This is a genomic window from Vibrio sp. SCSIO 43086 (assembly GCF_051132235.1).
Taxonomy (GTDB): domain Bacteria; phylum Pseudomonadota; class Gammaproteobacteria; order Enterobacterales; family Vibrionaceae; genus Vibrio; species Vibrio diabolicus.
This window is the reverse complement of record NZ_CP072677.1, coordinates 3,383,416-3,404,526: the sequence shown is the minus strand read 5'-3', so window position 1 is coordinate 3,404,526 and position 21,111 is coordinate 3,383,416. Positions and strand designations below refer to the sequence as shown.

Sequence of the window (21,111 nt, the reverse complement as noted above, 5' to 3'; positions counted from 1 at the left end):
TGCTAGTCCTCTAGCTTCGACTTGTCTCGTACTGCACCCTTGTCAGCACTGGTGGCCATGCTCGCGTACGCTTTAAGTGCAAAGGAAACTTCTCTTTGACGATCAACAGGTTTCCAGCCAAGTTCATCTTGTTTTGCACGGCGCTCTGCAAGTTCTTGTTCAGACACTTCGAGTGAAATTGAACGGTTCGGAATATCAATCGAGATCATATCGCCTGGTTTCACCAGTCCAATAGCACCGCCGTTAGCGGCTTCAGGAGAAGCATGGCCGATAGAGAGTCCTGATGTACCTCCAGAGAAGCGACCGTCAGTCAGCAGTGCACATTCTTTACCAAGGCCCATTGATTTTAGGTAAGTGGTTGGGTAAAGCATTTCTTGCATGCCCGGACCACCTTTAGGGCCCTCGTAACGGATAACAACCACGTCACCTGCTTTGACTTTGCCACCCAAGATGCCTTCCACCGCATCTTCTTGGCTCTCAAATACCACAGCCGGACCAATAAACTTAAGAATGCTTTCATCAACACCGGCAGTCTTCACGATACAGCCATCCAATGCGATGTTGCCTGATAGAACGGCTAGGCCACCTTCTTGGCTGAAGGCGTTGTCTTTCGCGCGAATACAACCTTCTGCACGGTCGTCATCAAGGCGATCCCAACGACAATCTTGCGAAAACGCTTGGGTGGTACGAATACCCGCAGGGCCTGCGCGGTAGAACTTAAGTACCTCTTCGTCTTCCGTTTGGATGATGTCGTATTTTGCCAACTGCTCTTTCATTGAAAGACCCAGTACGGTGCGAGCATCATTGTGCAGTAGACCAGCACGATCCAATTCACCAAGAATCGCCATTACGCCACCTGCGCGGTGTACGTCTTCCATGTGATATTTCTGGGTAGATGGTGCCACTTTACATAGGTGTGGTACTTGACGTGATAGGCGATCGATATCTTCCATATCGAAATCCACTTCACCTTCTTGCGCTGCAGCTAACAGGTGCAAAATGGTGTTGGTTGAACCACCCATGGCAATGTCCAGTGCCATTGCATTTTCGAAGGCATCATAAGTTGCGATGTTGCGTGGCAACGCGGATTCGTCATCTTGCTCGTAGTAACGACGAGTCAGTTCAACAATGCGACGACCTGCATTAAGAAACAGTTGTTCACGGTCTGCGTGAGTCGCCAACATAGAACCGTTGCCCGGCTGAGAAAGACCCAGCGCTTCTGTTAGGCAGTTCATCGAGTTTGCCGTGAACATGCCTGAACACGATCCACAGGTTGGACATGCGCTGCGTTCGATCTGCTCGCTTTGCTCATCAGATACTTTTGGATCCGCGCCTTGGATCATTGCATCAACAAGGTCTAGTTTGATGATCTGATCAGAAAGCTTGGTTTTACCCGCTTCCATCGGGCCACCAGAGACAAAGATAACCGGGATGTTGAGACGCATGGATGCCATCAACATTCCCGGAGTGATTTTGTCACAGTTAGATATACACACCATGGCATCGGCACAGTGTGCATTCACCATGTATTCTACTGAGTCTGCGATCAGTTCGCGTGAAGGCAGTGAGTACAGCATGCCGCCGTGACCCATTGCGATACCATCATCAACCGCGATGGTGTTGAATTCTTTCGCGATGCCGCCTGATTTTTCAATTTCACGTGCGACAAGCTGGCCCATGTCTTTAAGATGTACGTGACCCGGAACAAATTGAGTAAACGAGTTCACCACGGCGATGATTGGTTTACCGAAGTCTTCTTCTTTCACACCCGTTGCACGCCACAGCGCGCGTGCACCCGCCATGTTACGACCATGTGTGGTGGTAGCTGATCTATATTTTGGCATTTCTTAAATCCTTCTTACTTCTGTTCTGGGTACACATAGTCTAACCAGCCCCACTTATCTTCCGTGGTGCCGTCAAATAGGCCAAAGTAGGCTGCTTGTAGTTCTTTAGTGATTGGGCCGCGTTTACCTGTGCCCACTTCAATTTTGTCGATGGTTGCCACAGGCACAATTTCAGCTGCCGTACCTGTCATGAAGACTTCATCAGCAAGGTAAAGCGCTTCACGTGCAATATTGGCTTCACGCACTTCATAACCTTTATCGCGTGCAATAGTCATGATCGAATCACGCGTGATGCCCGGCAGAATCGCGCTGGTTGCTGGTGGTGTGGTGATCACGCCATCTTTGATAACGAAGATGTTTTCGCCAGCCCCTTCCGATAGGTAACCATCAACGCTCAGTGCGATACCTTCGTCGTATCCGTGACGACGGGCTTCACCACCAACCAGTAGTGAAGATAGGTAGTTACCGCCGGCCTTAGCTGCTGTCGGGATGGTGTTTGGTGCCGCGCGGTTCCAGCTTGAAATCATCGCATCCACGCCTTTCTCTAGCGCTTCTTCGCCTAAGTAAGAGCCCCAAGGGAATGCCGCAATGATTAGATCCATTTCAGTGCCAACTGGTGGGCACACGCCCAAACCAACATTACCGACAAAACCTAATGGACGAATGTAAGCGCTATCGAGTTTGTTTTGGCGCAGTGTTTCGCGGGTAGCTTCCATGATTTCTTCTACAGAAAAAGGGATCGGGAAACGGTAAATCTTGGCGGAATCTTTTAAACGTTGTGCATGCTCACGGTGACGGAAGACAATTGGGCCTTTTGGTGTGTTGTAACAGCGCACGCCTTCAAACACGGATGTACCATAATGCATTGCGTGAGTCAGAACGTGAACGTTAGCCTCTGCCCATGGAACCATCTCACCATTAAACCAAATGAAATCTGCAGTTTTCGTTGCCATTTGTTGCCTTCCTTATGCACTTACGTGTTGTTGTAAGTTGTGATTTGGCAGTTCATCGTTGCGGATTTTTAGCACCTCAACCTTACGAACGTCCCACAACTTCTCTATTTGATTGATCAAAAACGAGATTGGTCGATCGCTGTCGACGATGATCTCGACGCTGGCTACTTTACTTTCATGGTTTTGCGTAGCAGCGACTTGTTTGATCACGAAGCCTCGGTGACGAATCACACGTAGAACGCGCTCCAACAGTACCGGTTTGTCATCGGCTTTGATGTCGAGTAAATATCTGTCCATGCGATTGTCTCCTATGTATTTTCCAACATATCACTGTTTGATGCGCCAGGTGGCACCAATGGCCACACGTTTTCTTCTTCATCAATCAAAACGTGAAGCATGTAAGAAGTTTCACTCGCTAGCATCTCTTTCAGCGCTGGCTCCACTTCTTCTTTCTTGGTGATGGTCTTGCCCGGGATATCGAACGCTTTTGCTAGCATCACGAAATCTGGGTTGTCATCAAGAATGGTTTCACTGTGGCGACCGTCGAAAAACAGCGATTGCCATTGGCGAACCATGCCAAGACGTTGGTTATTAAGAAGGACAATCTTCACTGGAATCTGACGACGCTTCAGCGTGCCCAATTCCTGCACGTTCATCATAAATGAACCGTCACCTGTAATAAGGATAGACTGATCATCAGGACGTGCGACTGCTGCACCCATCGCTGCTGGCAAGCCAAAGCCCATGGTGCCAAGGCCAGCAGAAGTAATGAAATTTTGTGGTTCGCGTGGCTGGATATGTTGCGCTGCCCACATCTGGTGCTGACCGACATCAGTCGAGACAATTGAGCTGTCTGGCATCATGTCTGACAGTTGTTTAAGCAATAGCGGTGCGTAGATTAACTCGCCCGGGTGGTCGTAACGCCACTTAAAGCCGCTGCGCAGACTTTCACTGTGATGTACCCACGGTGAGATATCTTGAGTCAGCTCTAGCTGAGGAAGAATGGTGTTGATGTCGCCACGCAATGGTGCGTTGGCGTGGCGAAGTTTATGAATCTCCGCAGCATCAATGTCGATGTGAATCACTTTCGCATTTGGTGCAAACGTGTCGAGCTTACCCGTCACACGGTCATCAAAGCGCGCGCCAACCACGATCAATAGATCGGCTTCTTGAACCACTAGGTTAGCGGCTTTGGTGCCGTGCATGCCCAACATACCAAGATAGTGAGGATCATGGCGTTCAATGGTACCGAGGCCTTTTAGTGTGCTAACTGCTGGCATTGGGTTTAAGCGAAGGAATTCGCGTACTGCATCGGTTGCTTTCGCGAGTTGCACGCCACCACCAACATACAACACTGGGCGAGTTGAGGCTGCCAGTACATCTTGTGCGCGCTTAATGTCTTCAGCGCTGACATCTTCGATTGCAGGCGCTACGTATGGAGGCAGTAGATCTGTTGGAGTTTGAGCCAGTTGAACGTCTTTGGCGATATCGACAATGACTGGACCCGGACGACCCGTTTTGGCCACTTCAAACGCTTCGGCTAGCGTTGGCGCTAGGTCTTCAATTTCGGTCACGAGATAGCTGTGCTTAGTACAGGCTAGGGACATTCCGATCACATCCATTTCTTGGAATGCATCGGTACCGATATGAGAGCTAGCAACCTGGCCTGTGATGGCAACTAGAGGTACGGAGTCAAGGAAAGCGTCGGCAAGGCCGGTAACAAGGTTAGTGGCCCCTGGGCCGGAAGTTGCCATGCATACAGCAACGTCTTGAGTGGAACGAGCCATACCGATGGCGGCCATGGCAGCCCCTTGCTCATGACGGCATAGGATGTGCTCCACCCCTCCGTCATACAAAGCATCGTAGATTGGCATGATGGCCCCGCCAGGGTAGCCAAAAACGGTTTCGATGCCTTGCTGTCTTAAAGCGGCTACGACAAGTTGTGCACCAGTCATCGTAAACCTCCTTTGCTACGTTGTGGCTCGTAGCGATTGCCATATTTATTGCACTTCATGTGCACTCCCATTCTTCCCGTTAAACTGTCCGAGGGTTAGACAGATGACAACTTGTAGTTGTAAAAAAACCCCCGGACTTTTCAGTGCGGGGGTTTTTTGTAATTTGTGGTTACCTTTCGCCCACAATACCCCGCGCGGTGCCAATAATGACCACGATAATCAGGGCTAGCAGTGCGTTGATATGAGCGAAAAGGTTCATCTGTCTGTCGTTCTTTTTTCGTTAAAAAATGTTGTGTAATGTTCTACGAAATTGTTTGCGTCATTAGTGGTATCACACAATTCCGCTGCATGACAAGCAAAAAGTCATTCTTTTTTCACATTAACTCTCAATTGGGACGCGGTATATAACATAACCAACTAGATAAAACATTTGTTTACAGAGTGTTCAATAAATTGAGGAACGTATGGGGCTGGCAATCATTCATAGTCGAGCAAGCGTCGGGGTGCAAGCGCCATCGGTTAGTGTAGAAGTTCATATTAGCAATGGTATGCCCGGGTTTACCTTGGTAGGGCTGCCAGAGACGACGGTAAAAGAGTCCAAAGATCGCGTTCGTAGCGCGATCATTAATTCTAATTTTCAGTTTCCAGCTAAGCGGATCACCGTTAATTTAGCTCCAGCAGATTTGCCCAAAGAGGGAGGGCGTTTTGATCTTCCTATCGCATTGGGGATTTTGGCCGCTTCGGAGCAAATCGCGACAGATAAGCTTAAAAACTACGAATTTGTTGGCGAGTTAGCGCTATCTGGTGGTCTAAGACCTGTAAAAGGTGTGCTGCCTGCTGCGCTGGAAGCCAGTAAGATTCAACGTCATTTAGTGGTCCCACATGTAAATGGCGATCAGGCGGCGCTGGTGGGGAAGGAACAACATAAATCGGCCCAATCATTACTGGAAGTATGTGCCGAGCTTTGTGGTCAACATCGACTGAATCTTTTTCAAACGCCTAAGCGCAAAATAGTCGAAAAACATGGTCGAGACTTACAAGATATTATTGGCCAACAACAAGGTAAGCGCGCATTGGAGATAGCTGCCGCTGGAAACCACAACTTACTTTTCCTTGGCCCGCCAGGTACTGGAAAAACCATGTTGGCTTCGCGTTTGTGTGACTTACTACCGGAGATGAGTGACGAAGAAGCAATGGAAACCGCTTCGGTGGCGTCGCTGACGCAGAGTGAAATTAATGAGCACAATTGGAAGTCGCGTCCGTTTCGTTCTCCGCATCATTCAAGTTCAATGGCTGCATTAGTTGGCGGTGGCTCGGTACCCAGACCCGGGGAGATCTCTTTAGCCCACAACGGCTTGTTGTTTCTCGACGAAATGCCCGAATTTGACCGAAAGGTGCTGGACTCGTTACGCGAACCGCTCGAATCTGGTGAGATCATTATCTCTCGAGCGCAAGGTAAAACACGCTTTCCGGCTCGCTTCCAATTAGTTGGAGCATTGAACCCAAGTCCGACAGGATATTATGAAGGCAATCAAGCTCGCACCAATCCACAAGCTATTTTGCGCTACCTTGGTCGATTATCTGGACCATTGTTAGATCGCTTTGATATGTCTTTAGAAATCCCTGCTCTGCCCAAAGGGACATTAGCAGAAGGTGGTGATCGCGGCGAGCCGACCGCTATCGTTAAAGAACGTGTGAATCATGCGCGTACCAATATGTTGAACCGCAGCGGTAAGGTAAATGCTTTGTTAGGCAGTCGAGAAATCGAGGCGTTTTGCCCCTTACACAAAAGTGATGCGGAGTTTCTTGAAACCGCTTTGCATCGTTTGGGGCTTTCGATTCGCGCGTATCATCGCATTATCAAAGTGGCGCGAACAATCGCCGATCTTGATGGGGCGGAGCAGATTGAACGAGCGCACTTAGCCGAGGCGCTTGGGTATCGAGCGATGGATCGCTTACTGAAACAACTCACGGCGCAAGCGGTATAGAGACGTGCAAATATCACCGCAACAAGTGTTGTAAGTGCCTTGTTGCGATGAAGGACGTTAGAAGGTGTAGTTTAAACCGAGCGATAACAGGTACTCTTTCTCATCATAGAACGTGATATTTGAGTCCGTTTGGCTGTAGCCGGCTAAAGAAATGAACGACCAGTTTTGCCAGTCAAACACGTTTTGATATTCATAGGCTGCAAATAGGCTGACGGTGTCATCATTTCGTGTTTTAGCAAAAGTTTGGCTAGCGGCTTGATAGTCTTTCCAGGCATAACCTGCGGTGAGGGCCAACCGATGGCGGTTGATAAATTTAAACCAACTGATGTCAAACCCGTACGAATCAAATGATTCCGCCTTACCGTCGGCATCTTGATTAATGTAGGTAAACGCCGGTTGCAACATGGATGTTTGATTAAGTGAAATCCGATAGTCACCTTTAACGTAGTAAAGGCTCGCATCGCGAGCGAGTGAACGGTCCGTTACTTCTTCTTGTTCAATGTCTTTATCAGCATAAGCGAGATCAAGGTTGAAGTTTTTATCAATCAATCCTTTGATTTGAAAGCGATAGGCATTGCCGTCCACATCCGTTTCTTGACGGGCGATTCCGACTTGATATGGGTTACGCCAAGTTTCGCCTTTAAGTACCGTCGGCAGATAGGAAACATCGAGCACGGTGCCAGATTGTAGCTCGTGTTGATAGCCCAACTGAAAAGCGAGTGTACCTACCGCGACATCTGAGCGTGTGGTACCGGCGTAAACTTGGTGGTTAAGTCGGCTACCAAAGGTGTATGTCACACTCCCTAGCGGTGCAGCGATAACAGAACTGTCACTATCGGCACGCTTATCGAGAGAATCGATGGTGTTACTATTTTCCGTATTGAAGTTGGATTCTGATGATACAAATCCGGCATTCAGCGAAATTTCACCGCCAAAACCTGCGGTTTCAGCGAGTTGAGCCTGAGCAGAACTGACGACAAAGGCCAAAGGCAAGAGAATTAGCCTTGGTTTCATTCGTTATCTCCTTATTGTCGAATGAGTGGTGCAAATATTGGTTGAGGTAACAAATCTGACCATTCCCACGCATATTCCAATGTGGCAAAGGCGCAGTATAATTACACGCTGTTTTATTCTTCACACATTATCACTGTTGTTTGACTATCATGTTGGCATATTTGTTATTTTTTTTTAACGCTTCTTTTGTGATTCTCAATTCTGCGCTGTGTTCAATCGCAATTTGTATTATCGCTGTGTTTAAAGTATTGCTTCCAAGCGTGGAGCTAAAAGCGAAAACGACCGCTTGTGCCAACAAGGTGATGTGGTTATGGGCTACCGTTAATGCGGGCATTCTGGCGGTTTCTAACCGTGTTGACTGGGATGTTCAGGGCGGTGAGGCTCTGAAAAAAGACGGGTGGTATCTGCTGATCAGTAATCATCTCAGTTGGACCGATATTGTGGTGCTTTGCTGCGTGTTTAAAGACCGCATTCCTATGCCGAAGTTTTTCCTCAAACAACAACTGTTGTATGTGCCTTTCATTGGGATGGCGTGTTGGGCACTCGACATGCCATTTATGCGTCGTTATTCGCGAGAGTATCTGATCCGAAACCCGCACAAACGAGGTCAAGATTTAGAGACGACACGTCGCTCGTGCGTCAAGTTCAAACATGCACCAACCACAGTGGTTAATTATGTCGAAGGCACTCGATTTACCGAAGAAAAACAGCGTAAGAGCAAGACGAGCTACCAATATTTGCTGCAACCAAAATCGGGCGGGATCGCATACACGTTAGCGGCAATGGGGGAGCAGTTCGAGAACATTATCGATGTGACGCTGGCGTACCCAGAAAATACAAATAAGCCATTCAAGGATTTATTGATGGGCCGCATGCGCAAGGTGGTTGTGCGTGTGAATGTGTTGCCCGTCGATGAACGAGTGCTTGGTGATTACTTTAACGATAAGCCCTATAAGCGACAATTTCAGCAATGGTTGGGTGATGTGTGGCAAGAAAAAGATCGGTTGCTACAAGAGATTTACAAATAAACAAAGGGGAGCGACGTGCTCCCCTTTTGATTGATATCGATGTGCTTATTTTAGTGTCAGCAAGTAGTTCACCAGAGAGAAGTACTCATCCATCGTTTTGATGCTTTGTGCTTGAACTAGGTATTTGTTGTTAACGATAACCGCAGGAACGCCGGTTAGACCGCTGTTTTCAAATTGCTTGTCCATACGGCGAACCATGGAATCAACCGCAAAGCCTTTGAATGCAGAGTCGAATTTCTTCGAGTCTACACCTTCATCAAGGAAGATTTGGCGAAGCTCTTCATCGTTACGTGGCGCCTTCTTTAGATTGTGGATGCGGTTAAACATCACTGGCACCATTTTGTCTTCCACTTTTAGTGCAACCATGGTCGCGTAGGCTTTGCTCATTGATGGGCCCATGTTGCCACCCATGAAAGAAACGTGGTTTTTTAGTAGTTTAGTGCCTTCTGGCAACTGCTTTTTCAGTTGCTGGATAACAGGTTCAAAGCTATTACAGTGCGGGCAGTAGAAAGAGAAAAACTCCGTCACAAGAGGTTTTTTTGATGCCTCAAGATCCAATACTTTGTAATGTTCACCTTCTTTGAATTGAGCTGCATGTGCCGACAGGCTTAGCATCAGCATAGAAAACAGTGCGAACAGTTTTTTCATCGAAATATCTCCATTTTTGAATTTGTGGCCTGACTTACCATTGAGGCATTAAAGACAGCGGTGCTTCTTCTAAAGCGGCGATCTGCTCTTTAAATGCAAGGACCTGACCTTCCCAGTATTTTGGCTCATTAAACCATGGAAAAGCGAGAGGAAATGCAGGGTCATGCCAACGTTTTGCTAGCCATGCCATATAGTGCACCATTCGTAGACCGCGAAGTGGCTCGATTAGTTTCAATTCTGCAGGATTAAAGTCGCAAAACTCTTGGTAAGCCTCTAAAACAATATCCAGCTGCATCAGTTTGTCTTGGCGTTCACCGTTCAGTAGCATCCATAAGTCTTGTACTGCAGGGCCGTTACGAGCGTCATCCAAATCAACAAACATAGGGCCATCTCGCCACAAAATGTTGCCTGGGTGGCAATCGCCATGCAGCCGAATAGTATTGAAGCCTTCTTGCCAGTGGCTTTCAATCGATTTGATCAGCATATCCAAGTCATTGAAGAAGCTGTTCTCCAAGTGCATTGGAATCATGTTGGCGTTTTGCAGAATCTTTCTTGGTTGATACAGGTATTCTTGCAAGCCAATCGTTGGGCGATGTTGGAAGGCTTGGCGGCTACCCACTTTGTGGATGCGACCAAGGAAGCGCCCTACACCTTCGAGCTGATCTAAGTTGTCAACCTCGTACTGGCGACCACCCACGCTCTCAAACAGCGCAAAGGCATAGCCTTGATAGTGATGCAGGGTTTCACCGTTGATGCGCACAGGTGGTGCGACGGGGATTTCGTTTCCAATTAGTTCTAAAGTGAAGTCGTGCTCCTCTTGGATCTGTTCGTTGCTCCAACGTTCAGGGCGGTAAAACTTGACGACATAACGACGACGCTCTTCGTCAGTGAATTGATAAACACGGTTTTCGTAGCTATTGAGGGGAAGAAAGCCTGATTCTGCGCGAACGCCGATGCTTTCTAACGCGTACCACATAAAATCTGGGGTAAGGGCGTCAAAGTTAAACATACTTTGGGACATATAAACAAAAAGGCTCATTACTGAGCCTTTTTCCGTTAGTCACTGAAGTAGCGCTATAGTTTTTTAATAAAACGGCTTTCCACTTCAATGGTGAATTCGTTGCTCTTATCGGTGAGTATAAACTGAATTGTCGTAATCGCAGAGTTTAGCTTGTCAGGATCGGCGCCAAGACTCATTGGTAAGTTCAATACCTCACCTGGCTGTACCTGAATTGTCTGCTTACCGTACCAGCTTACATCGGATAGCCCTTCAACATCTAACGAGTACTCTTGCACTTGCTGAGTTTTGTTGATCACCTTGAGGGTGTAGGTGTTTTCTACTTCGCCTGAGCTATTAACGCGGAACAGTTGGTTGCGGTCGCGAATAACACTCATGCCTGCTGGGTCTACCGCTGCGATTTGGGCAAAGAACAGACCAATCATGACCAGTAGCACAGCTCCATAGCCCAGCAGCTTCGGACGCATGACTTTGGTACTCTTACCCGATAAGCGGTGCTCGGTGGTGTAACTGATTAGTCCTTTCTCGTAACCCATGCGATCCATGGTGTTGTCACACGCATCAATACAGGCGCCACAGTTAATACATTCATATTGTAAGCCGTCACGAATATCGATACCTGTTGGGCACACCTGCACACACAAGTCACAATCAATACAATCCCCCAAACCAAGTTGCTTTGGATCGGCTTTGCGCGGACGTGGACCACGTTTTTCACCACGTTTGGCATCATAGCCAACGATGAAGGTGTCTTTATCAAACATGGCAGACTGGAAGCGCGCGTAAGGACACATGTGAATACACATGATGGAACGCATCCAACCAGCATTACCATAAGTACAAATGGCAAAGAACATTACCCAAAAGACGGGCCAGAAGTTGGCGTTAAAGGTGAAAAAGTCGATAACCAATTGCTTCATTGGTACGAAGTAGCCAACAAAAGTAAAACCAGTGGCGAGCGCAATGGCAAACCAAGCTATATGTTTGATGGTTTTGCGCATCGCTAAATTTGCCGTCAGCTTATTGGAGTCCTGCTTACGACGCTTATTGGCGCTGCCTTCCAGTTTCTCTTCAAACCAGATATACATGAAGGTCCAGACGGTTTGTGGGCAGAGATAGCCACACCAAACTCGACCTAAGAAGGTGGTAATAAAGAACAACCCAAACGCCGCGATCACAAATAGCAAGGCGAGTAGGGTAAGATCTTGCGGATACAACGTGGTACCGAAAAAGTTGAACTGCTGGTTGCCAATATCGAGCAAGATCGCTTGACGTTCACCGTAAGGGATCCACGGTATCAAAGCGAAGAGAAGCAGTAAGAACCAACCACCGTAGCGACGCAGTTTCTGGTAAGTCCCTTTGCTTTCGCGTACATAGATGCGATTACTTGGGTTGAACCGATCCCCGTTTCCTTTGTGGGTTTTGGGATTATAGGTTTTAGGAGTCACATCTTTGATATCGATCTTATCCTGACTCATGCACTCATCCTTCTTAGGCTTTTATAATGTACGGCGTCATTTCTATTGATGTCGCTCGATGACATTGCTACTTCGTCCTTATCATAAATCATGACCGGACATAATTATTTTAGTAAATACTGATGAACGGCGATTATACAATCAATAACAATTCCTTTTCTTTAACGCAGTCAACGTTTAACAACAAAAGTCAGTACAGTTAACCTGATAATTGGCTGAACAGTTATAACCAATTGTGGGACTAAAAATTTTAGTTATAAAAAAGCGACTCATTTGAGGGAGTCGCTTAAAGAATACTGGGTTGTTGAGCCGGTTATTTGATGATGCCACGAGCGCGCAGAATCGCAGTTTTAAAATCATCTTCTTGGTCTTTCTTAAGACCTGGGATCATTTCGTCTTTGCTGCTGTTACGCATTTTAAGGTGGTAGATCAGCACGTCGTCGGTCAGATCTTCTAGCTTGCCTTCGTAGCCTGCTTCTTTCGCTAGCTTCACGATGAACTGCAGTAGGTTCATTTCTTGGTCTTTATGCCATTCAGGCTCTAGTAGCTCAAGCAGCTCTTCAATGCGATGACACTTCATTTCTTTCTCCACAGAATTTATAGGTGTAATTAGCTGTAAAGGTACCAAATTGCTTTGCGAAGACCAAATAGGAAAAACTATCTATTTCACTGTGTTTTGCTCTAAGTCGTTGAGGTGGTTTGAGTCGCGTGCAAAGAAAAAAGCGCAGCTGGCGCCGCGCTTTTGATTAAGCTGCTTTGATAACTTTGGCCGGAACACTCGACATCATTGCTGTCTTCTCAACCAATGTCATTGCTGGCGCAACTTGCTTTGCCTTTGGTGCAGTAGTAAAGCCACTGCGGCGGCGCATTGCACTAGTATTAGTGTGTGCGAACCTGACTGTTGTTGGGCGCATTAATTTACCTAACTGTCAGGCATATCCATTGCCGATGTAATGGCCTGAATCATTATGAGCTAGGCTCCAACAAGATTGAAGAATCACTCTTCTGGCTCTCGCCAATCCAGTTAATGAATCAGGAATACCGATATGCATGCATATCACGTATAAGATTAGCATCCTTGTAATAATTGGTCGATAGTTGAGCAATTGAATTGTTTAGATTTTGTCATTTTGTCGCGATGATCGAGGCAATTTTTGTTTGATCCCTCGATCAGCAGTAGTAGTATGAGATCTCGACGAAGGAGGTGCCTATGTCATTTTTGAAGAAGACACTTGCCAGTTTTGGGATTGGGAGCGCTAAGGTCGACTCAATCCTAAATCAAGACGTGCTATATCCTGGTCAAAGTGTGGATGTGTCTATCCATGTTTATGGTGGTGCCACTGAACAAGCGATCGACAACATCGATTTAAAACTGTGTTGTCGCTATATCGCGGAAGCTCCTGATGACCGTGGTGCGCGAGAAGGACACAGCATGCGCCGAGTACCTCAGACTCATGTGCTTGCTAAGTGGAGCCTCCCTTATGCGTTTACCATCCATTCCGGCGAAGAGCGTACCTTCGATGTTCAGCTCGATGTGCCTTGGAATACGCCTGTCACCATTGGTGACGCCAAAGTGTGGCTCGAAACCGGCTTGGACGTTGCTGCTGCTTTAGACCCGACCGATAAAGACATCCTCACCGTTCGACCTGATCCACTAATGGATGCGGTGTTATCCGCATTTGAAGCGCAAGGTTTGCGTATTCGCCAAGTGGAGTGTGAGGAAGTAAAAGGGTTCGACCTGCCATTTGTGCAAGAATTTGAGATGGTGCCGACTGACGGGCCATACCATGGCGTGTGGCGTGAGTTAGAATTTGTCGCTCATCGTAGCGAGCGAGAACTCAAATTATGGTTTGAAGTTGACCGCACACGCAAGGGCGAGGGTGGCATGCTCGCAAGCTTACTGGGTAGCGGAAAACTCAAACGAGAGTTGACCATTCCAGCCACAACTAAGCTTGAGCAAGTGGGCGAACTTGTACTTAATTACCTCGACCAAACCACGGCCGTTCATGAGTCTTAATTTAAGCTTACACGTGTAAGCCTAATGTGCCATACTAGAGCAAATTTCAAACTCTAGTATAGGCGCATTGATGTCTGAACTGCAGAAACCTCAATACAGTCAACGCGAAGAACTGGCCAATACCATCACTCATGGCATTGGGATGATTTTTGGTATTGTTGGCCTGATACTGCTGCTAATCAAAGCCATAGACCAGCAAGCTGATACGCTGACGCTGGCCAGTATGGCTGTCTACGGTGCGAGTATTATCGTGCTATTTTTGGCTTCGACGCTGTATCATGCAATTCCGCACCCCAACGCCAAACGTTGGCTAAAAACTTTCGATCACTGCGCCATTTATCTACTCATTGCTGGCAGTTATACGCCTTTTTTGTTGGTGAGTTTACGTACGCCGCTCGCGTTTGGTTTGATGATTGTTATCTGGACCATCGCTCTACTCGGCATCATCATGAAAGTCGCGTTTGTTTACCGATTTAAAAAGCTTTCCTTGATGACGTATTTGGTCATGGGCTGGCTGTCGTTGATTGTGATTTATCAGTTGGCGATCAACTTGGATATTGGCGGACTGACATTACTCGCAGCTGGTGGGATAGTGTATTCACTGGGGGTGATTTTCTACGTTACGAAGCGTATTCCATTCAATCATGCGATTTGGCATGGCTTCGTTTTGGCGGGTTGTGTGTGCCATTTCTTCGCGATTTATTATTTTGTCGAGCCTATCTAACGGATAGAGATAAACTCGACAAAACATGTGTTATCACATTAACGAGTTTTCACTTCTAACACTTTGGCTGAAAACTGGTATTGCTGAGACTGCGGCACTGCCAGTTTGATGCTTTTACCCTGTTCTGCTTGTTGTGGTCGCAGGTAAGTATCCGCCATTCGCTTGATGGATTGCCAAACTGTGACTTTTTCTTTCGCCAGTTGCTGGCCAGACATATCAAATACCTGAACTTCCACTTCAACTTGAATCACCGATTGTGAGCTTTGATTGGTAATGGACGTTGGCAGTACGAGCTCACCATCTTGATAGCTCGCGGAGCCAATCAGTACGTCGACACCAGAGTCAGACAGCTGCATGGTTGGCTTTTTGGCGTTTACCACCACGGTAGTGCCAACAGTTTTCGTCACCACTGGAATTGTCGCAATTGCGGGAGCTGCGATCGTTTCAACCGCATCTGTTGTCGCTCGCGTCTCTGTAGCTTGCTGCGCAGGTTTTTTCATGACGTATTCCCAAGTAAAGTCATCGTTTAACTTCACTTCTCGACCATCGGCTAAAGTGATGACTTCAGCGGCGTATGTGGATGAGGCGGCAAGTAGGGTCGCCAGAGTAATCCATGTTTTCATTGTTATACCTTTTATTTGTGTCTGCTTAACGGCGCCAAAACGCAGGGAAGAACAGTACAAGAATAGTCAGAATTTCCAAGCGGCCCATTAACATGCCAAAGCTCAGGAGCCACTTGGCGGTATCTGGCAGAGGCGCGAAGTTACCCGTTGGTCCAATCACGCTTCCCATACCTGGGCCGACGTTGGCTACCGCAGTGATGGCACCAGAGATGCTAGTGATGGGGTCTAAACCCAGTGCACTCAAGCAACCCGCGATAAAGATGATGGTGATAAAGAACATCAAGCCAAACGCGACCACCGAGCGAACAATGTCATCATTCACTGGGCGTTGGTTGTAGCGCTGTACAAACACACCTGAAGGGTGAATCAATTTCATCATCTGTTTGTTCAGCAGTGTCATTGCGATTTGGAAACGGAAGATTTTGATCCCACCAGACGTTGACCCCGAACATGCGCCCGCCATCATTAAGAAGGCAAAAAGAGTTGTGGGTAATGCGCCCCACGCGGTGAAGTCCTCTAAGCCAAAGCCGGTTGTGGTGACGACAGAGACGATATTAAACATCGACACTCGTAGCGCATCCAAAATGGTGTATCCGTCTCGAATCACTAACCAGGCTGAAATCACTAAGCTTGAGAACACGAACAGGTACGCGAATCCTCGAACTTGAGCGTCGTTAACTAACACATCAATACGGCGTTTACGTAACGCGGCGATGAAGAGCAAAAATGGCAAGCCACCTAAGAACATAAAGGTAGTAGCCACCCAGTGTGCGCCATTAGAGAAGTGGTTCATCGACCCGTCGGATGTAGAGTATCCGCCCGTTGATAGCGTGGTAAAGGCGTGATTGATCGCTTCAAACAGGTTCATGCCGGTGACCAAGTAGCCCACAATGCATAAGCCAGTAAGCATCAAATAAACTGCTACGATGTTTTTGGCGACCGTTTTTGCTCTCGGGCTACTTTTATCCGACCAATCGGATGATTCGGTTTGGAATAGCTTCATACCACCGACATTGAGCATAGGTAGCACCGCCACCGCCATCACGATAAAGCCAATGCCACCAAGCCACTGCAAAATAGAGCGCCACAGCAAGATGCTCGGCGCCATGTTGTCTAGGCCACTGAGCACCGTTGAGCCCGTCGTGGTGATACCCGACATCGTTTCGAAGTAGGCGTCAGTGAAGCTGATGTGGTTGATGAATACAAACGGCAAGGCGGCGAATGCACTGGCGATGGTCCAAACCAGACTGGTGATGAGGAACATATCGCGTACGCTGAGTTTGAACTTGGCGGTTCGACCGATCGTGAGGCAGATGAAGGCGGCAAGGTGCGTGATCACAACGGCTTGGGCGAAATCGAGAAATCCCCCCGTACCAGTGAAGAAAGCGACCAAAGTCGGCACGTACATAAACAGGGCCAGTTTGGATAAAACCAGCCCGATAACAAATAGTACGGGACGTAAGTTGACCATAGGAAAATCCTAGAGGAAGAATGGACTCGGCTGGAATAGCGCTTCGACGTCTGATACGTATTTTTTGTTGACCAGGAACATCACCACATGGTCATCCTGCTCTATGACCGTACGGTCGTGGGCAATAAGGACTTCTTCGCCACGAACGATAGCACCAATGGTGGTCCCAGGTGGGAGCTTAATATCTCCAATCGCACGTCCAACAACTTTGGATGTACTTTCATCACCGTGAGCGACGGCTTCAATTGCTTCCGCAGCGCCGCGGCGAAGTGAGGATACGTTCACGATATCAGCGCGACGAACGTGCGTCAGCAAGGCGGAAATGGTCGCTTGCTGAGGTGAGATTGCCACATCAATTACGCCGCCTTGTACCAGATCTACATAAGCGCCACGTTGGATCAGCACCATTACTTTTTTCGCACCCATGCGTTTTGCCAACATCGCAGACATGATGTTGGTTTCATCTTCGTTGGTCAGTGCGATGAAGACGTCGACTTGGTCGATGTTCTCTTCCGAGAGAAGCTCTTGGTCTGCCGCGTCGCCGCAGAACACAATGGTGTTTTCTAGCTCTTCTGACAGTTTCTCTGCACGTTGGTAGTTACGTTCAATCAGCTTCACGCTGTAGTTTTGTTCTAAGCGCTTTGCGAGACTGGCACCGATGTTACCCCCGCCAACAATCATGATGCGGCGGTACGGTTTTTCTAGGCGCTGAAGCTCACTCATCACTGAGCGAATATGATTACTTGCTGCAACGAAGAACACTTCATCGTCTGCTTCAATGATGGTGGTGCCTTGAGGACGAATCGGGCGACCTTGACGGAAAATCGCCGCCACACGGGTATCGATGTGCGGCATGTGCTCACGCAAAGCAGACAGCGCATTACCCACCAGCGGGCCACCGTAGTAGGCTTTTACTGCCACTAGGCTGACTTTCTGTTCAGCAAAGCTCACCACTTGCAGCGCGCCTGGGTATTGGATCAGACGTTCGATGTAGCTCGTAACGAGTTCTTCTGGTGCGATAAGGTGATCGACAGGAATGGCGCCAGATTTAAACAGGGCTTCTTTTTCAGCCAGATATTCTGGAGAGCGAATACGTGCAACGCGGTTTGGGGTGTTGAATAGAGTGAACGCGACTTGGCAGGCGGCCATGTTGGTTTCATCAGTGTTGGTCACCGCGACGAGCATATCGGCGTCTTGTGCACCCGCTTCGTGCAGCACGTCTGGGTGGCTCGCATGGCCATTGACCACACGCAGGTCGTATTTGTCCTGTAATTCGCGCAGTCGGTCGGCATTGTTGTCGACGATGGTGATGTCGTTGTTTTCACCCACTAGGTTTTCTGCCAGTGTGCCGCCAACCTGACCTGCACCAAGAATAATGATCTTCATACTCTTTTCTCGTTATCTGAAAAAGGCGATTGAAATCACTCCAATCGCCCTATTTAGCATGCTGTTACGCGTGTGTTTTGGTTAGCACTGCGTAGTAGAAACCATCCATGTCTTCTTCGCCTGGTAGAATTTGACGACCAGGCTGGTCGGGATCAGAATCCAGCAGTTGCGCATCCGCGGTACGTGCTAAAAACGCTTTTACTTGCTCCACGTTTTCTTGCGGTGTGATTGAACAAGTCGCGTAAACCATTGTGCCGCCGGGTTTCAGTTGCGTCCACATGGCATCAAAAATTTCACTTTGTAGCTCTGCTAATGCGGCGATGTCGTCTGCACGACGTAGCCATTTGATGTCTGGGTGACGACGAATCACGCCAGTCGCAGAACATGGGGCATCCAGCAAAATGCGATCAAATTGCTCGCCTTGCCACCATTCTTGTGGATTACGCGCATCACCGCAAACCACTTTTGCCTGAAGGTTGAGACGCTTCAGGTTTTCATGCACACGTTTCAGGCGTGTGTCGTCGCAGTCAATTGCGACCACTTCACTGCCCGACGTGCGCTCTAGAATGTGCGCCGTCTTGCCACCTGGCGCAGCACAGCAATCTAAAATCAGTTCGCCGTCTTGTGGTTTTAGGTAGTTGATCGAGAGCTGCGCTGCCGCATCTTGGACCGAAACCCAACCTTTATCAAAACCAGGTAGCTTCATCACGTCACATGGTGCGGCCAATTTTATGGCGTCCATTGCTTCTGTGTGTGGCGTGCTATCAATGTTTTCATTTTTGAGTAGCGCAAGGTATTCATCACGAGTGTGATGTTGGTGGTTCACACGCAGCCACATTGGTGCTTTTTGGTTGTTCGCTTCAACAATGCTTTCCCATTGCTGTGGGTAGGCCTCTTGCAGCAGTTTTAGTAACCAACTTGGGTGACCGTACTTGCCAGCGTTGTTGCTGACGGCCATTTGGTCGAGTTCTTCTTGGTTGCGTTGGTAGTTACGCAATACTGCGTTAATCAAACCACGCAGACGAGGACCTTTCAGCTCTTTAGTGCCTTCAACCGTTTCACCGACAGCTGCGTGCGCAGGAATGCGCATGAAGCTCAGTTGGTAAATACCAACCAGAATTAGGTGATGGAATACACGTTGTTTGCCTTTGAGCGGCTTATCCATCAATTGGTTTGCGATCATTTCTAGGCGAGGTAGGTAACGTAGCGCACCGTAACAGATCTCTTGTAGCAGAGCGTGGTCACGAGGTCGTACCGTTTGTTGAGCCGCTGGAAGAGCGCTTGAAAGTGAGTGGCCCTTGTCGACGACAAGATACAGGACGTTAGCAGCCGCAGCGCGAACATTCATGATGAGTACCTTAAAGTAAAGGAGGGCATCTCTGCCCTCTAAAAGTTCGTATTATTGGGGATGATAACCCCTAGTATGGCTTAAACCAGCAGAGTGCCGACTTCAAACCAAGCTGCACGTGAGTTCAGAATATCCTGAACTGACATAGCTTTTTTGCCAGGAACTTGCAGTTGCTCTAGCACCAGTACGCCGTTGCCTGTCGCAACATAAATACCGGTTTTATCTGCTTGCACGATGGTGCCGGCTGGTTTGTCACTGGTTTGCTCTGCCACACGGCTTTGCCATACTTTGATGCTGTTTTCTGCCGCCTCAAAGTGGCTCATTGGCCATGGGTTAAATGCACGAACGCAGCGCTCAATGTGCGCCGCATCGTCGTTCCAGTTGATGCGTGCTTCTTCTTTGCTGAGCTTTTTCGCATAGTTCGCGAGCTCATCGTCTTGCTTCACTGGCACTGCTTTACCCGCAGCAATGTCTGCTAGGCAGTCAATCAGGGCTTCTGGACCAAGCTCAGCCAATTTCTCGTACATTGAAGCGCTGGTATCTGTCGCTTCGATTGGCAGAGTTGCAATCTTCAGCATATCACCAGTGTCGAGACCGATGTCCATCTGCATGATGGTCACGCCAGTTTCTGCATCGCCTGCCCAAATAGAGCGTTGGATTGGAGCCGCACCACGCCAACGAGGTAGGATAGAACCATGTACGTTGATACAACCCAGTTTAGGGGTATCAAGAACCGCTTGTGGCAGTAGCATACCGTATGCCACGACAACCATGAGATCGGCGTTCAGATCGGCAAGTTCTTGTTTCGCTTCGTCGGACTTAAAGCTTTCAGGTTGGTAAACCGGGATGTTGTGTTCCAGCGCCAGTTGTTTTACCGGTGGCGCAGCCAATTTCTTGCCACGACCCGCTGGACGATCTGGGTTTGTGTAAACCGCGATGACTTCATGCTCCGAAGACAACAACGCCGCCAAGTGACGGGCGGCGAAATCCGGAGTACCTGCAAAGACAATTCGTAAAGACTGACTCAAGGTAGACTTCCTTCTAATTGGTATGGTTCGAGATTAAGCGTTTTGCTGCTTCTCGTTAAAGCGTTTGATTTTCGCTAGCTTGTCCTGAATGCGTTTGCGTTTCAGTGGCGATAGGTAATCCACGAACAGCTTACCTTGTAAGTGATCAAGCTCGTGTTGAACACAAATCGCTAGCAGGTCGTCGGCTTCAAAGGTGAACTCTTTGCCATCACGATCCAGTGCTTTAACGGTAACTTCTGCAGCGCGAGGCACAAGTGCGCGTGCACCTGGTACCGACAGACAGCCTTCTTCGATGCCATCTTCGCCACGCTTTTCCAGAATCTCAGGGTTGATTAGCACCATCGGCTCATCGCGAGTTTCTGAAATATCAATCACTACGATACGTTTGTGGATATCAACCTGCGTTGCAGCAAGGCCAATACCTTCTTCGTCGTACATGGTTTCAATCATGTCATCGACGATTTTTTGAATCTCAGGCGTCACCGCTTCAACAGGCTTTGCGACTGTGCGCAGGCGATCATCCGGGAATGTTAATACTTGTAATACAGACATATTCACTCGAAATATTGAACTGTGCCGAAACAGCAC

Annotated in this window: 20 protein-coding genes; 4 read left to right on the top strand and 16 right to left on the bottom strand. The window is 48.2% G+C overall.

What is annotated here, in order from left to right; genetic code table 11:
• Positions 1-2: 2 nt before the first annotated feature.
• The 4 genes from ilvD to ilvG are packed head-to-tail and all read right to left on the bottom strand — an operon-like array spanning position 3 to position 4,752.
• A complete protein-coding gene (gene ilvD / locus J8Z23_RS16150) occupies positions 3-1,844 on the bottom strand; it encodes a dihydroxy-acid dehydratase (RefSeq protein ID WP_258692566.1) in 1,842 nt (613 codons plus the stop codon).
• Positions 1,845-1,858: 14 nt separating this feature from the next.
• Positions 1,859-2,797, bottom strand: a complete 939-nt coding sequence (gene ilvE / locus J8Z23_RS16145) for a branched-chain-amino-acid transaminase (protein WP_005378953.1) — start codon at positions 2,795-2,797, stop codon at positions 1,859-1,861.
• Positions 2,798-2,809: 12 nt separating this feature from the next.
• Entirely contained in the window at positions 2,810-3,094 is a 285-nt protein-coding gene (ilvM, locus tag J8Z23_RS16140) for an acetolactate synthase 2 small subunit (protein WP_005378958.1), read from the bottom strand.
• Between the two features lie 11 nt (positions 3,095-3,105).
• Complete coding sequence (ilvG, locus tag J8Z23_RS16135) at positions 3,106-4,752, bottom strand: acetolactate synthase 2 catalytic subunit (RefSeq protein WP_005394061.1); 1,647 nt, start codon at positions 4,750-4,752, stop codon at positions 3,106-3,108.
• A gap of 464 nt (positions 4,753-5,216) precedes the next feature.
• On the opposite strand from ilvG, the gene J8Z23_RS16130 reads away from it, so the two are divergent.
• Positions 5,217-6,740 carry a YifB family Mg chelatase-like AAA ATPase gene (locus J8Z23_RS16130; protein ID WP_006742918.1) on the top strand — a complete coding sequence of 508 codons (1,524 nt, stop codon included), beginning with the start codon at positions 5,217-5,219 and terminating at the stop codon, positions 6,738-6,740.
• Between the two features lie 57 nt (positions 6,741-6,797).
• On the opposite strand, the gene J8Z23_RS16125 is transcribed toward J8Z23_RS16130, so the two are convergent.
• Entirely contained in the window at positions 6,798-7,754 is a 957-nt protein-coding gene (locus J8Z23_RS16125) for a DUF2860 domain-containing protein (protein WP_124008262.1), read from the bottom strand.
• Between the two features lie 149 nt (positions 7,755-7,903).
• Between J8Z23_RS16125 and J8Z23_RS16120 the strand changes: the two genes are divergently transcribed.
• The gene (locus J8Z23_RS16120; protein ID WP_434634305.1) at positions 7,904-8,782 is read left to right on the top strand and encodes an acyltransferase; all 879 of its coding nucleotides are present in this window, start codon (positions 7,904-7,906) and stop codon (positions 8,780-8,782) included.
• Between the two features lie 45 nt (positions 8,783-8,827).
• Here the strand turns inward: J8Z23_RS16120 and J8Z23_RS16115 are convergent, their stop codons facing one another.
• From J8Z23_RS16115 to J8Z23_RS16095, 5 genes are all read right to left on the bottom strand, one after another.
• Entirely contained in the window at positions 8,828-9,430 is a 603-nt protein-coding gene (locus tag J8Z23_RS16115; RefSeq protein WP_434634303.1) for a thiol:disulfide interchange protein DsbA/DsbL, read from the bottom strand.
• A gap of 34 nt (positions 9,431-9,464) precedes the next feature.
• On the bottom strand, positions 9,465-10,451 hold the full coding sequence (locus tag J8Z23_RS16110) for a serine/threonine protein kinase (protein ID WP_048625613.1): 987 nt from the start codon (positions 10,449-10,451) through the stop codon (positions 9,465-9,467).
• A gap of 53 nt (positions 10,452-10,504) precedes the next feature.
• The gene (gene ccoG, locus J8Z23_RS16105) at positions 10,505-11,926 is read right to left on the bottom strand and encodes a cytochrome c oxidase accessory protein CcoG (protein WP_006742922.1); all 1,422 of its coding nucleotides are present in this window, start codon (positions 11,924-11,926) and stop codon (positions 10,505-10,507) included.
• 313 nt (positions 11,927-12,239) lie between these two features.
• A complete protein-coding gene (locus tag J8Z23_RS16100) occupies positions 12,240-12,506 on the bottom strand; it encodes a YihD family protein (protein ID WP_048625604.1) in 267 nt (88 codons plus the stop codon).
• A 166-nt stretch (positions 12,507-12,672) separates the two neighbouring features.
• Positions 12,673-12,840 carry a hypothetical protein gene (locus tag J8Z23_RS16095; RefSeq protein ID WP_005379043.1) on the bottom strand — a complete coding sequence of 56 codons (168 nt, stop codon included), beginning with the start codon at positions 12,838-12,840 and terminating at the stop codon, positions 12,673-12,675.
• Between the two features lie 296 nt (positions 12,841-13,136).
• Here J8Z23_RS16095 and J8Z23_RS16090 point away from each other — a divergent pair, with 296 nt between their 5' ends.
• Entirely contained in the window at positions 13,137-13,943 is an 807-nt protein-coding gene (locus J8Z23_RS16090; protein WP_282150614.1) for a sporulation protein, read from the top strand.
• Positions 13,944-14,013: 70 nt separating this feature from the next.
• Entirely contained in the window at positions 14,014-14,667 is a 654-nt protein-coding gene (gene trhA / locus J8Z23_RS16085) for a PAQR family membrane homeostasis protein TrhA (protein WP_256956248.1), read from the top strand.
• A 38-nt stretch (positions 14,668-14,705) separates the two neighbouring features.
• Here trhA and J8Z23_RS16080 read toward each other — a convergent pair whose 3' ends face one another.
• From J8Z23_RS16080 to def, 6 genes are all read right to left on the bottom strand, one after another.
• A complete protein-coding gene (locus J8Z23_RS16080) occupies positions 14,706-15,290 on the bottom strand; it encodes a DUF3157 family protein (RefSeq protein WP_434634299.1) in 585 nt (194 codons plus the stop codon).
• A gap of 25 nt (positions 15,291-15,315) precedes the next feature.
• Positions 15,316-16,761: a TrkH family potassium uptake protein gene (locus tag J8Z23_RS16075; protein WP_006742925.1), complete on the bottom strand. Its 1,446-nt coding sequence runs from the start codon at positions 16,759-16,761 to the stop codon at positions 15,316-15,318.
• Positions 16,762-16,770: 9 nt separating this feature from the next.
• On the bottom strand, positions 16,771-18,147 hold the full coding sequence (gene trkA / locus J8Z23_RS16070; protein ID WP_005394041.1) for a Trk system potassium transporter TrkA: 1,377 nt from the start codon (positions 18,145-18,147) through the stop codon (positions 16,771-16,773).
• Positions 18,148-18,211: 64 nt separating this feature from the next.
• Positions 18,212-19,495, bottom strand: a complete 1,284-nt coding sequence (gene rsmB, locus J8Z23_RS16065; RefSeq protein WP_005394040.1) for a 16S rRNA (cytosine(967)-C(5))-methyltransferase RsmB — start codon at positions 19,493-19,495, stop codon at positions 18,212-18,214.
• Positions 19,496-19,575: 80 nt separating this feature from the next.
• Positions 19,576-20,523, bottom strand: a complete 948-nt coding sequence (gene fmt / locus J8Z23_RS16060) for a methionyl-tRNA formyltransferase (protein WP_005461453.1) — start codon at positions 20,521-20,523, stop codon at positions 19,576-19,578.
• Positions 20,524-20,556: 33 nt separating this feature from the next.
• The gene (gene def / locus J8Z23_RS16055; RefSeq protein WP_005379068.1) at positions 20,557-21,075 is read right to left on the bottom strand and encodes a peptide deformylase; all 519 of its coding nucleotides are present in this window, start codon (positions 21,073-21,075) and stop codon (positions 20,557-20,559) included.
• Positions 21,076-21,111 lie beyond the last annotated feature (36 nt).